Consider the following 13,037-nt stretch of genomic DNA (forward strand, 5'->3'; position numbering starts at 1 on the left):
AATAAAGAGTTAAGTAGGTTTTCTCAAAAATTTACAAATTATCGAGAACAGCCTATGATAAATGATAAGCCTACATTGGCTAATAACAATCGCTGAATGCTTAAAAACTAAGCAACGGGGGAACCAACTTGAACATAATCATGTTCATGGGGTGAATCCAGTGACTAAACTCACTGGTAGGGCGACTCTCACGTCCGAATCCGACAGCTAACTTCGTAAGCGAATAAGGAGAGAGTAATAAATGTCCGTACAAATGATCAAACCGCTGTCTGTGCCTGTTATCCAACTGCCAAAGGTCCACATTGTCCACATGGTTCAAATCAGAAATATGGAACTATTCATTGTACCGCTTAAGAGAAATGGCAATATTCGCTACGAAGTAAACTTGTTATTAAAGACCAGTGTTGGACCGTTGACTAGTAGACTCATTCTTGAAGCGCAAGAAAAGCCTGCCGATTGGGTGACATGGTCTTCCTGCTTTCGAAAAATTCTAAATCCCATAGACTCACATGATGTATACTGGCTAACTCATCAATTATGTGAAAAAAGCTATCATAACCGATTGATCTGCTCCGCATTGGGGCAGACAACTGGCAGAACGAAGATGAAACGAAACCAATCCGTAGAAAGAGATATTTTGATTGAACGTGCAACAAACTATATTAGTTTATTCTAGTCTCATTTTTACTAACTACCATATCGCCGGATTTTAGGAATACGTATCCATTAAATATATATAATGCATATTTTATTTTAAGATTGGGATATCTCCATTTGCTTTTAAAAATAAAAACCGCATGATGAGACTGAACCTACTTAGGTTCTGCTATCATGTGGTAAATGAATAAGAATACCTATTTAGCAAACGGTCTCCAAAGATTCTAATCGGATAATGTCCTTGTCCTCCGATATTTTCTATCAAATGACAAGGACATTATCCGATTGCCAATTAATCAATAGTGCTTAATCTAATAAAACCCACAGCTTTAATGCGCACTGTGAGCTTTATAGCTTATTTCATTCGAACGGCTCCAAAAGTAATAAAAAGTGCTATGAGAATGATGATGACAACCGATATGGTGGTGGATCCAGCGATGTAAACACATGTCCCTCAGTTATGGGGAACATGAAATTGGTAAGAGGTTAGAATTTCATTGGGATACTAGCGATAAAACGTACTATTCCATTATTGTTATAAATTAACTCAATTGGTCATTCGCCAATCTATTAGTTTACGTTCACACTCGATTTTTATATACCCTCATTGCAAAGAAATAGGCTACGAACAATATTCCAACACACCACGCAAGAGCAATCCAAATATCATTGCCCACTGTTTGCCCTGACAGTAGCGCACGAATGGCTTCCACTATCGCGGTAACTGGCTGATTTTCAGCAAATGCGCGAACGACTGACGGCATCGACTCTGTCGGCACAAATGCTGAGCTGATAAAGGGCAAGAAGATAATCGGGTAGGAAAAAGCACTTGCTCCATCTACCGATTTAGCGGATAGTCCGGCAATTACCGCGACCCAAGTTAACGCGAGTGTAAACAGCATGAGTATTCCGGCAACCGCTAACCATGGCAGAATCCCCACCGATGCACGAAAACCTATAATCAACGCTACTAAAATGATGACGACAACTGAAATGGCGTTTGATACTAGCGAGGTCAGCACATGCCCCCAAAGTATGGTGGAACGTGAAATCGGCATGGTGTGAAACCGCTCAATTATACCCTTTTGCACATCGAGAAATAGACGGTAAGACGTATAAGAAATTCCGCTTGCAATAGCAATCAATAAGATGCCAGGCAATAAATAATTCACGTAGTTGTCCGTTCCGGTTTGAATTGCACCACCAAACACATAAACGAACAGCAACATAAACGCGATCGGCATGATCGTTACTGTGACTATGGTGTCCATACTACGGGATATATGGCGCATGGAACGTCCAAGCATAACGCCCATATCGTTGAAAAAATGTTTTTTTGTCGCTTCCATTTAAATTGCCTCCTTTTTTCCAACGATTGCGAGGAAAATTTCCTCTAAATTCGGCTGTTTTTCAACGTATTCCACCGCTGCGGGCGGGAAAAGCTTTTTTAGTTCCGACAGCGTACCGTTGGCAATAATTCTACCCTCGTGCAGAATGGCAATTCGGTCGGCAAGCTGCTCAGCCTCATCCAAATACTGCGTGGTAAGAAGTACGGTCGTGCCACCTTCGGAAAGTTCTTTGACAATTTTCCAAACCTCAATGCGTGCCTCGGGGTCAAGTCCTGTAGTCGGTTCATCGAGGAAAATAATTTGCGGATTACCAACAAGACTTAAGGCTATGTCGAGCCTGCGACGCATACCTCCAGAATAAGTAGATGCTCTGCGGTCGGCGGCGTCTGTCAAGCCAAAGCGTTTAAGCAAGTCGTCAGCAACTTTCCTCGGATTTTTGAGATATCTCAGCTTGGCAATCATGATCAAATTTTCCCGTCCAGTCAACATTTCGTCCACGGCTGCAAATTGCCCTGTAAGACTGATCGACTGCCGCACATTCTCAGGATCGGCCGCTACATCAAACCTGTTTACGGTGGCGGTTCCGCTGTCTGATTTGAGTAACGTAGTCAGGATTTTGACTACAGTTGTCTTGCCTGCCCCGTTGGAGCCAAGAAGGGCAAAAATACTGCCCTTTTCCACCTCGAAATCCACACCCTTAAGGACTTGAAGTTGCTTGTAGGATTTACGTAGCCCAATCACTTCAATAGCATTGCTTTTCATATTTTCCCCTCCTTATCTAACAGTAACTTTTGATAAATTAGCTTCCATACCTTTGAGCGCAGCATAGGTCAACTTATCCATGATTGCATCGTCAAAGCAGATGGTTTTGATGATACGGTAATATTTTTTAGTCAACGAAGATGTCGGAAAAGAAACGTTTTTGAGTGTCGCGCCCTTAAACGAAACATCGTTCAGAGCTGACTTGTCAAACTTAACACCGATAAAGGTTTGGCCGTCAAAACACAGACCTCCCAGATTGGACGATTTGAACTCCACTCCGTCAAAGATACAGTTTTCAAAGATTGTTTTACTGAGGTCGGTCGTGTTCAGGCTTACGTCGACCAGTTTTACGTCTTTGAATTTTGCCCCATACATTAAAGACGAGCTGAAATTCGTGCGTACTAGGATCGACTTATTGAAGCTTGCATTTGCTAAATCAAGGGAGGATAAACTACAATCCGTCAAATTCGCACCGTCAAAATTGGCATTGCGTACGTCACTGCTCTTAAACGAACTGCCCGTCAAATCTGCCCCTGAAAAGCTTGAACCGTGAAGCGCACTCCCTTTAAACAGTCCTTTATGAGCCGTAACGCCTGTAAAATCGCTCTCCGCCAGATTGCTTGAGCTAAGGTTTGTCACGACTTGGCGTTCCAGCGATCGAGAGAGGTTCGCAACCTCCAAGATTGTTTCCTCGATATCGCCAATACTTTCAATAGTCTTCTTAAACGCTGTTTCATCGTCTTTACCATCAGCTCTTAGTTCACGGTATCGCTCCTGCAAATCAGAGTGTAGGTCAGCCTTTAATTCAGTGACGCTTTTCACCCCATCGTATGGTGTAAAAACGCTGTCTAGATAATCCGTCAATTTCTGATTCATCTCGTCAATCTCCTTATAATAAGTTTTCTAACACGCGTTTTGCATACTCCCAATTGCTTTGGTTGCGGGCGTATGTAACTTTGCCCTTTTCGGTAATTCTAAAATATTTACGTCGTCCGCCCTGTGACTCATCGCCCCAATACCACTCGATATCACCGTCCACCTCAAGCCGCCGGACGCTGGAGTACATCGTTGCTTCCTTTAATTCATACTGACCGCCCGAGCGTTCAGCAATCAACTTGACAATCTCGTACCCATAACGGTCAGATTCGGTTAAGAGTCGTAAAATCATCGTATCGGTATGTCCACGCAACAGGTCGGATGTAATTTTGTTCTCGCTCATATCATCACCTCCGTATTTGTATAATACGACATACTACTGTGACTGTCAAGGTAGTATTTTTAATTATGTACTTTGTTTGAAAAGTAGGCCTTAAATCAATTTGGTCTTACATTAATTGACAACTAAACGAATAATACATAGACTCGTATTGTCATAGATCGTTTAAAAAATAGTTTATGGAGGAGATCAAATGAACCTTATTTTTCACGGACACTCTTGCATTCAGATCTCAGATGGAAAACACTCGATTATTATCGATCCATTCCTGAGCGGCAATCCTGTTGCAAAAGCTAAGCCTGAGGACATTCAAGTTCAATACATCTTGCTTACTCATGGACATTCGGATCATACAGCTGATGCAGAAACTATCGCAAGAGCGAACGATGCGACCATTGTCGCCACCTACGAACTGGCTACCTATTACTCATGGAAGGGCCTGAAGACGATTGGAATGAACATAGGAGGAACTGTCGACTTGGAATTTGCTAAAACAAAACTTGTTCATGCTTTCCATAGCTCCTCAATAATATCCGATGATTCCCAAAGTATCATCTATGCTGGCATGCCAGGTGGATTTATTTTGAAATGGAACGGAATTACGCTTTATCATGCTGGCGACACCTCTTTGTTCGGTGATATGAAAATGTTTGGAGAGCTCTACGATATTGATTATGCTATACTGCCGATCGGAGATTTTTACACGATGGGACCTGAAGATGCTTTAGTTGCAGCAAAGTGGCTTCAAGCCAAAAAAGTAATCCCCGTTCATCACAGCACATTCCCGGGGATCGTACAAAATGCTAAAGTCTTTGTCTCTCAGCTGAAAGAACAAGGAATCAAAGGTTTCGCCCTCAAGCCTGGAGAACAACTTGACCTTCATTCATAAACAAGAAAAGCCGTTGATTTGAAATCAGCGGCTTTATCGTTCCAATTTCATAGTCCTATACCCCATATACTCCCAATACTAATGGTTGATAATATCGCCTTAATTGCTATTCATTTTCTTGATTAACTTTCTATGTAACTAAAAAATCCCACTTCGGCCACAAGGCCGAAGCGGGATAGATTCTGAAGCTAAATTACCGGAGCTGGTGCACCAAATTCTGCCCACTGCTCTTTCGTCGGGCCATAAAGATCTGGTACACGCAGGCCTGCCTGGCGCATCAGAACCGTCATTTGTCCACGATGATGGATCTCATGTTTTACGATGATATCTAGCATCAATCCGTTCGGCCATTGATCGCCGTACATGTCGCTCATGATAAGCAGATTCTCATCCTTCCAACTGGACTCTACAGCTTCAAGAAGTGCTTGTGATGTCCGCTTATAAACATCCGCAATGTGAGCTGCCGAAGTTGGCACCGACGTATCTTCCCCTGGTCCTTCGAAAGACAATCCTGTGCGGGTAGGCATTTCGTGCAATGTTTGAACAAGGTGCCAAGCGAGACGTCCAAGCGTTCGATGGTCATTCGTTATCTGTTGGCTAAGAGACTCATCAGTAAGCGCCTCCAGCGTCCGTAGTGTAGCTGCCGTTTCATTTTTCCAAGTTGCAGTAAAATCCTCGATATGTTTATACATAGTTAACATCTCCTTTTTGATAGGTAGCAACACTATTATATCATTTCGTATTTGATTCATCCTGGTACATAAAAAGTCCATACTCAGTCATAACAGAGGAGTGGCCCAGTTGACGAAGCATAGCAGACAGATTACCTCGGTGGTATGTGCCATGATTTACAACCTGTACAATAAATTCTGAATACCTGGTGTTCAATTTTCCAGCGTAAGGATTATCTAAAGTAACCTCTTCTTCAAGATCCGCATGCTCATTAATACATGCTCTGAATCTCTCGGACAAATCGTCATACAAAACCTCCAGTTCTTCCATACTTCTAGCTTCTGCATCCGCCTCGATAGAATGAGAATCTTTCAAAGCTTCATTCATACTTTTCCCCAGCAGCATGTCCAGCCAACCACAATCAACCTTATAGATATGAGCCATAACCTTCGCTACTGAGGAAAACACACTTTGAATTTCCTGAGTATATAGGTGTTGCGGAAGCTCTTTTAATCGATTAAAGATTTTTTTATTAGCCCATACATGATACTCATAAAATCTCAAACTATGATTTGTCAATTCAGCTACCTCCTTTTTCTGTTTACTGTTTATGTATTCATCATACAATGGCATCACTGACAACAGTATGTCAGTGTTAAAAAAGAGTCCCTCGCAAAAACTGCAACAAACGATTCATCTGGAAAAGACACTTGATCAGCTTTTATCTCATTTAGTAAACCAAAATCAGCTTTGAATGTGATCCCTTCGGTATTCATATAGGAAACGGACTCCCGAAGGAGCCCGTAAACTTTGTTATTACAAGGAATTTGATGATAAGTTACATCATGCTTATGCTGACATGAGGTCGATTTTATGGCATTTTTCTTAGAAACTTCGTTGAAAACAGGGCCGTCCTGCCACTTCCTGACTTATCGGACAACCCAATCCTCTGCTAACTTTAGTAAGGACAGCTTCCACAGCCACCAAATTCAGCACAGTTCAGCTCGTAACAAATACCGACAACTGCATTTCCACTATATGGATAACCACACGCACCTTGACATTCAGTAACCCAATTGCCGTTTGGACAACCATTCGGACATGCCATTTATAATCACCTCCTTTCATAATTTTTTTTACTGCTCGCCACGGGAGACATACATGGGGTATTCGGCCAACTTCTCATTATGCTGATCGAACATGACAACTTTAAAGAGCCCTGCATCATGGACAACAAATCGGACTTCAAAGCTGAAATCTTTGCCTGCAGGCAACTGCGAAGGCCTCATATTGACAATATCGTCGAATTCTTTCTCCCATATCATGCTGTTGTTTGAGTCGTATAACCTTACGTAAACGATATTTTCGGCATTGTCTATGATCCAAATTTTCACCCAGACTTTAATGATGGCAACAGCAGGATAGGTCTGAAGTAAAATGTGATTACGGACGTGCTGAATAATATGGGCCTTCGCATGATCATCACTTATGACTTGATCCGCTACAACCAGTTGACCAATTAAACCAGTGCTCATGAAACAACCTCCCTTTTTTCAAAATTGTTTTTCAGCGTATATGCTTTCAGATACATATCAACTTCTGTATAGCGGATAAACCGTTTTCCATTCCATTCCACAATTTCCGTTCTATCCTTCAACAACGCAGCCCACATCGCAGAAATTTCTTCAGAGGCAAGGAGGATATGCTCGCTGCCTCTCCAAAACTTTTGTTTAATCCGAAATAAGAAATCTGGTCCATAAAGTACGACTACGATCCTCCCCGCATTTTCACCTTTCTCACATAAAAAAGCATCTATCCTTTTAAAGGAAGCATGAGCATAATCGACTCCTATAATTGTCATTTCTCCTTGTTGATCCATACCTAATTGTCGCATTGCTTCGCAAACCATTATGCGTCCCACTGCCCTCAAGGAACTCTTTGCTATCCAAAGCATACTGCAAAGTGTTGCTATAATAATGACCGTACCTACTAACAACCAAGTTTGATGGCTCATAAATGCAAACTCCATTTTTGTCTTTGTTTAATCGTTCCGAACACATCTGCAATGATGAAGAGACCACAGATAAACAGCGCATTTAAGGCCAATTGCATTAATGTAACAGTCATAGACTGATCCATAAAAGGGATCACTATCATTTTTCCAGTAACTAAGGCAAGTAAAATCAGATTCCGAATAATAGGAAAACGATTTAACCCGTTCATTGAGCCAAAACATGTACAAGTTGTTGCTTCACCTTTTGCTTTAGAACGTTTCCAAATCAAAGAAAATGTAAACGCTACCAGCATCACAATAGCCCCTATTTCCTTTATGTAAAGCACAGCTCCCGAAGCAAAAGCAACAAACAATAGAAATTCAGCGGTCAGTACGCTTATAGCTGCGAATGCTAAATACTTTTCATTCAGCAGCCTGTAGGAGGCTATCGATAATTGAAAATTATTAATCTTACTTACCTTTGAATAAAATGCCGCAAAAAACAAAGCAGCCAGCATACTATCCGTCACAAATGCGAGCCACATCACTCGATTAGATCCCCTTCCCGTGTTCAGCAAGTTCGTATAAATCTCTAATGCTCTGAATCGAGTAGCTATGGGAAACGATACCCTTCATGAGATGAAAGACGTACGGTGTGGCGTCAACTCCATATCTTTCTGTGTACGCCTCCACTGACATTGATCTAACAGGAAATCGATAAGCAAAATGACGTACAAGCTCTTGATTTTCTTCTTCCGATCCACTGCTAATGACGACGAACTTTCCTTTGTAGGAATCAGCGAATGCGGATAATTCCGGCAACATATCAATGCAAGCAAGGCATGTCATAGAAACAATACATACTACAGCCGATGCATGATTTTCAAAATGATCATAAACGCCTTCGCCAGGAAACTTCAGTCCTTGCAACAGTGACGGTTTCGTTTCTTGCAATCGAGCAGGCTTAAATTGCTTAATCTTTTCCTCTGCCCCCGGGGAAAATAAATCTTTAAAGCTGATTTTGCTCATTTCCGCACATCCTCTCTTAATCTGCAACCGCAATCGGTTCATGAAATCTTCGGAATGGAGCAGCTAGCTGTTCCAGAAACTCAAATCTCCCGGCATGTGCAATCGTAATAATCTGTCCTTTAGAGTTCAGTCCATATGCCCATGGGTAGGCTTTGATTTTCAATTGTTCCATCACCAATTCCTCTGTTGCGATATACAAGTTGGCTGATTCATGAAATGCCATTTTCGCAAGCTCAAACTTCTGCTCATCTGTTACAACAAATATTATTAGTTTGTAATAAGGATACTTTTGAATAAAAGCATCCAGCGCTTCCATAGCTGGCAGACAAGGAGCACAACTCGTGCTTAATGCAGCTACCAAAAGATAGTCATCTATCAAATCATAGAGTTTCAGATTCTCATTTTTCGATATTGGAATGTTTGGCATGTAATCTCCAATTTTCCACCTTTCATGGATGCGTAAGAAGCTGGGAAGATTCATTGATTCCAAATTCAAACCTAGTCACCCTTTCGTATTCATACTTAATCGATCACATTTTCTAAACATAAATGGGCAGCACAATTAAACCGCAGGAAATCCGAATTATAACGAATCCACCTTCCTAAGCTCTAAATGCAGGTTCCAAAATGGATCATGTAAAATATAACCTTCTGTCTATTAGCGTGTAAATGAAGCTAACAGACTACCCCTTTCTTTACGAATTGCGATGAACAAACTAGGTTATCGTCGATTTTTGCTTTAATCTGACCCATTCTCAAAGCAGCTTCCAATCAGGTGATTTAAAACGTCAAAATAACAGCAACTTCTATCTGTTTAAAAACAAACCGTCCTAATTATAAAGACTCATTTACTCGACAATATTCCTGCTTTTCTTATATCAAACGTTCGTTATAATTAAACGGAGTTAAATATAAATCCGTAAAACCTTTCTCCTGTCATTAAAACTCAGTTTTCACCATATTTTGAGCTGATCAATATGAATCGAATCCCCGAATAGATCCTTTAGTACTAAAATAATTCGTTGCCTCATATGCTTACTCGTCAAATTCATTTGTATAATTAATCTGCTTACTTTGATGCTGTTTTAGAGAGCTAGTGTAAATGTAACATTGTACCTATTTCAAATAATGAAAGCGATTGCTATATTCTTGGTGAGGACTAGATATGTTTCTCGAGTGAAGCTGCGACCATAGCATATTTGAGGGGTGGTGGTTATCTTCGCGTAATAACAAGAACATCGTTCACGTTGAATCGGTATCTCAAGTCGCTTTATGGGTTTGAAACTAGCTGATTGTAAAAAATGACGATGGAGGGATTATTAATGTCTAATTTACGTTTGACTTCTTCAAAACAGTTAAAATTATTTGTTGTTTTCAGTATTATTTTTTCACTTGTATACGGTGTGTCTAGTACGTTGCTCGTACAGAAAGCGTCCGCTCATGGTAACGTTACGAACAGCAGAGCGGCACTGTGTGCCAGCGGTCAAAACACAAATTGTGGTCAGATCATATACGAGCCGTACAGCTTAGAAGGATTAAAAGGATTCCCAGCGGCAGGACCTCCAGATGAAAAAATTGCAAGCGCTAACACTTGGTTCACACAACTTGATCAACAATCATCTACTCGCTGGTCAAAGGTGAACATCAGTCCTGGACCCTACACATTTAACTGGTATATAAAAGTTCCTCATGCAACTACAAGCTGGAAATACTACATCACAAAACAGAACTGGGACCCAAATGCTCCTCTCACACGCGCTTCCTTTGACCTCACACCATTCTGCAGCGTTTCTTCAGGTGGATCACAACCAGGCGGATCTTATTCCGATACGTGCAATATTCCTTCCCGTTCAGGTTACCAAGTCATTTTAGCAGTTTGGGAGATTTACGATACAAATAATGCATTTTACAATGTCATAGATGTTAATTTTAACGGAAACTCTGATATCCTTGCCCCTTCTGCTCCTTCCAGCGCCACTTCATCTAACATCGGAACGACAACTGCAACAGTTTCTTGGGGGGCTTCCACTGATAATGTTGGCGTTTCCGGTTATCGAGTTTTCAATGGCTCTAATCAAATCACGACAACTAACGGAGCACTTTCTTCTAATCTGACTGGTCTGACGGCTAATACGACGTATAACCTTACAGTTAAAGCGTTTGACGCCGCAGGAAATGTTTCAAATGCGAGCAATACCGTCACATTCACGACTCTCCCAGTAGTTGGACCTGATAATGTGGCGCCTACTGCGCCATCTAGCCTCCATGTAATGGGTACGACCACTTCGACATCTGTACCTCTCATGTGGAATGCTTCGACTGATAATGTTGGGGTCAAAGAGTACCAAATATTCCGTGGCAGCACTTATGTGGCAACAGTTACAGCACCTTCCGTACAGTACACAGTTACTGGATTAACTGCAAATACGGCGTACTCTTTCACAGTTAAAGCACTTGATAATGCAGGTAACGTGTCAGTAGCAAGCAATGTACTAAATGTGACAACACCTTTATCTCCTGCCATCTATCCAGCATGGAGCGCAACAACCGTTTATGTCGCAGGTAATAAAGTAACACACAATAACGTCAACTATGAAGCCAAATGGTGGACACTTAACGAAACACCAGGCACTTCAGCTGCTACGGTTTGGAAAGTAATTCCTTAAGTTTATAATAGAAACAGACGACTATAACCCCTGAAAATTTAGGTGTAGTCGTCTTTTTTCATATCTTAGCAAAAATCCTGTTTTCCCAATAAGATCACACCCTCCGTTTTGTTGCAATGTTGTAAGGCAATTGAAAGGTTAATCGATAGTAGATATTCTCTAGATCATACATAATTAGGGCAGCAAGTAAATGTAAGAGGATTTAAATGTTTAAGTTACTTGTAGACGTGACATACGTCCAAAAATATATTGAAAGTAAGGTGAAACGTTTATGCGTTTAGTACTAGTTGGGTTTATTGCCATTGTGCTTATATTTGGGGTTGGTGGTTATTATGTTGAATCCAAAACGGAAGGAATTCAGGCATTTACAGATAATTATTTATCAAAAAAAGAGGTAAATCATTATTATGTCATGACTGGCAAAGGGGAGAAAAAAGGGGATAAGTACTTATACGCCTTTGACGGATACGATGCAGATGGAAATCATCAAGTTGTGAAAAAGATGCTCAACCGTGAACTTCGTCCCGATGCATATTTAAAAATATATGCAAAAGGATCTTCAGGAAAAGGTTGGCAAGAAGTAAACAAAGAAGACGTGCCTACTCCAGCATTGGAGAAACTCAATAAGTAAGATAGATCAGATAATATGAGCAGAAAGGAACTTCAAAAGTCGAATTAGGGTAGTAGATCTAGCCCTCATTCGACTTTCTTCATGAAAGATCCGTTATCATCACAATAGTGACCGCTATAGTAGTAAACCGTGATCACTTAGCTAGCCAAGCTATTGTCAACTAAACCACTGATACCGAAAACAATTAGACTGGCAACAGCAACAATACTACCGATGATCCCAGCAAAGCTACTTCATACCAATTCATGTAACTAAACCACCCTTTCATCTTCTAATTTTTAATCTTTTTCCGCTTTAGCTTTTATCGCTCTCAATAACATATGGCGAATCAATGCACTGCCTGGATAAATAAGAAGCCAGTAAAAGTAGAACTTTAGCCACGTTGTTTTACTATTTGTTTGAATCCGTGTTTCTGTCAGGAGTATCAACTTTCCATTCGGTTGTAGCTGTAATTGAAAGTTCATGACCGCTTTTGCAAGACTTGGGTCGTTTAGCGTAATAAATTCCTCCGCTGATTTCACAAGGATCGGTTTATTGCCTACCGGTTTCCAAAACGCTCCAACTGCACCAACTATGAACTCTTGGCCAACTATTTCTTCAAGCATGACAAATCCATTTTTCAGCATACCCTTTATAAATGTTCCCGAATTCTCTTCCATTCTCGATTTACCAATAAGCCAGGCCGGAATCGTTCGAATACGAAATAACAGACGAAGGATAAAAATATCAGCTTCCTTCATGTTCAGAATTGCGCGAAAAACCTCTTCTCTTTCTGCATAAACTTCGATTTGATGTTTTTCGTAGAATTGGTAATTAGGCAAGTAGCGATCGAGTAACATGTTGACTCCCCCTTATCAAAAATCCATATTCTTTATTAAGTTTGAAATTCAGTTTACAATTTGGCAACGCATTTACTACGAATTCGTAGTATTTGACTAAATTGACACACCCGATTTCAACAATAGCTATAATTTAAAATTACTACGAATTCGTAGTAATGTCAATCCCACCATTTGTAAGTGTCATTGAATAGAATCTAGCTTTATTTATCATTACATTTTTTTGTCATCAAACAGAAAAACCGGCTTTTTTGGCCGGTTATTTGCTTACCTATATTAAATTCGTTGATCAATAATCTTAATTTAGTACCTCATAAAATGAAGCCTTGTTGAA

At 40.6% G+C, this 13,037-nt stretch carries 17 protein-coding genes and 1 riboswitch; of the genes, 4 read left to right on the plus strand and 13 right to left on the minus strand.

From position 1 onward, the window contains the following. Positions 1 to 80: 80 nt before the first annotated feature. A riboswitch (cyclic di-AMP (ydaO/yuaA leader) is annotated at positions 81 to 238 on the plus strand. Positions 239 to 241: 3 nt separating this feature from the next. Next, on the plus strand, positions 242 to 676 hold the full coding sequence (locus I6N90_RS01080) for a hypothetical protein (RefSeq protein ID WP_197933674.1): 435 nt from the start codon (positions 242 to 244) through the stop codon (positions 674 to 676). Between the two features lie 562 nt (positions 677 to 1,238). Here the strand turns inward: I6N90_RS01080 and I6N90_RS01085 are convergent. From I6N90_RS01085 to I6N90_RS01100, 4 genes are read right to left on the minus strand one after another with little or no spacing between them, the layout of a single operon-like run. Continuing rightward, positions 1,239 to 2,006 (minus strand): ABC transporter permease, encoded by a 768-nt coding sequence (locus tag I6N90_RS01085; protein WP_197933675.1) that lies wholly within the window; start codon positions 2,004 to 2,006, stop codon positions 1,239 to 1,241. Next, positions 2,007 to 2,768, minus strand: a complete 762-nt coding sequence (locus I6N90_RS01090; protein WP_197933676.1) for an ABC transporter ATP-binding protein — start codon at positions 2,766 to 2,768, stop codon at positions 2,007 to 2,009. It lies immediately after the preceding gene. Positions 2,769 to 2,780: 12 nt separating this feature from the next. Beyond that, positions 2,781 to 3,644, minus strand: a complete 864-nt coding sequence (locus I6N90_RS01095) for a pentapeptide repeat-containing protein (RefSeq protein WP_197933677.1) — start codon at positions 3,642 to 3,644, stop codon at positions 2,781 to 2,783. A 13-nt stretch (positions 3,645 to 3,657) separates the two neighbouring features. Beyond that, positions 3,658 to 3,987, minus strand: coding sequence for a PadR family transcriptional regulator (locus tag I6N90_RS01100; RefSeq protein WP_197933678.1), 330 nt, complete (start codon positions 3,985 to 3,987; stop codon positions 3,658 to 3,660). Positions 3,988 to 4,177: 190 nt separating this feature from the next. On the opposite strand from I6N90_RS01100, the gene I6N90_RS01105 reads away from it, so the two are divergent. Continuing rightward, entirely contained in the window at positions 4,178 to 4,873 is a 696-nt protein-coding gene (locus I6N90_RS01105; RefSeq protein WP_197933679.1) for a metal-dependent hydrolase, read from the plus strand. Positions 4,874 to 5,061: 188 nt separating this feature from the next. Here I6N90_RS01105 and I6N90_RS01110 read toward each other — a convergent pair whose 3' ends face one another. The 8 genes from I6N90_RS01110 to I6N90_RS01145 form a co-directional block, all read right to left on the minus strand. Next, a complete protein-coding gene (locus I6N90_RS01110; RefSeq protein ID WP_197933680.1) occupies positions 5,062 to 5,565 on the minus strand; it encodes a DinB family protein in 504 nt (167 codons plus the stop codon). 40 nt (positions 5,566 to 5,605) lie between these two features. Next, on the minus strand, positions 5,606 to 6,124 hold the full coding sequence (locus tag I6N90_RS01115) for a DinB family protein (protein WP_232242473.1): 519 nt from the start codon (positions 6,122 to 6,124) through the stop codon (positions 5,606 to 5,608). A 379-nt stretch (positions 6,125 to 6,503) separates the two neighbouring features. After that, positions 6,504 to 6,653, minus strand: a complete 150-nt coding sequence (locus I6N90_RS01120; RefSeq protein ID WP_197933682.1) for a hypothetical protein — start codon at positions 6,651 to 6,653, stop codon at positions 6,504 to 6,506. A gap of 28 nt (positions 6,654 to 6,681) precedes the next feature. Continuing rightward, positions 6,682 to 7,080 (minus strand): hypothetical protein, encoded by a 399-nt coding sequence (locus tag I6N90_RS01125; protein ID WP_197933683.1) that lies wholly within the window; start codon positions 7,078 to 7,080, stop codon positions 6,682 to 6,684. Next, positions 7,077 to 7,559, minus strand: a complete 483-nt coding sequence (locus I6N90_RS01130; protein ID WP_197933684.1) for a hypothetical protein — start codon at positions 7,557 to 7,559, stop codon at positions 7,077 to 7,079. Before I6N90_RS01130 ends, I6N90_RS01125 begins: the two co-directional genes overlap by 4 nt. After that, on the minus strand, positions 7,556 to 8,083 hold the full coding sequence (locus I6N90_RS01135) for a MauE/DoxX family redox-associated membrane protein (RefSeq protein ID WP_232242581.1): 528 nt from the start codon (positions 8,081 to 8,083) through the stop codon (positions 7,556 to 7,558). Before I6N90_RS01135 ends, I6N90_RS01130 begins: the two co-directional genes overlap by 4 nt. Positions 8,084 to 8,090: 7 nt before the next feature. Then, positions 8,091 to 8,567: a TlpA family protein disulfide reductase gene (locus I6N90_RS01140; RefSeq protein WP_197933686.1), complete on the minus strand. Its 477-nt coding sequence runs from the start codon at positions 8,565 to 8,567 to the stop codon at positions 8,091 to 8,093. Between the two features lie 16 nt (positions 8,568 to 8,583). Further along, entirely contained in the window at positions 8,584 to 8,994 is a 411-nt protein-coding gene (locus I6N90_RS01145; protein ID WP_197933687.1) for a hypothetical protein, read from the minus strand. Positions 8,995 to 9,889: 895 nt separating this feature from the next. Here I6N90_RS01145 and I6N90_RS01150 point away from each other — a divergent pair. Next, positions 9,890 to 11,233 (plus strand): lytic polysaccharide monooxygenase, encoded by a 1,344-nt coding sequence (locus I6N90_RS01150; RefSeq protein ID WP_197933688.1) that lies wholly within the window; start codon positions 9,890 to 9,892, stop codon positions 11,231 to 11,233. A 271-nt stretch (positions 11,234 to 11,504) separates the two neighbouring features. Further along, entirely contained in the window at positions 11,505 to 11,864 is a 360-nt protein-coding gene (locus I6N90_RS01155; protein WP_197933689.1) for a YxeA family protein, read from the plus strand. Between the two features lie 278 nt (positions 11,865 to 12,142). Here I6N90_RS01155 and I6N90_RS01160 read toward each other — a convergent pair whose 3' ends face one another. Next, positions 12,143 to 12,703 (minus strand): hypothetical protein, encoded by a 561-nt coding sequence (locus tag I6N90_RS01160; RefSeq protein WP_197933690.1) that lies wholly within the window; start codon positions 12,701 to 12,703, stop codon positions 12,143 to 12,145. Positions 12,704 to 13,037 lie beyond the last annotated feature (334 nt).

The sequence above is a fragment of the Paenibacillus sp. GSMTC-2017 genome, from assembly GCF_016019935.1.
Lineage (GTDB): Bacteria > Bacillota > Bacilli > Paenibacillales > Paenibacillaceae > Pristimantibacillus.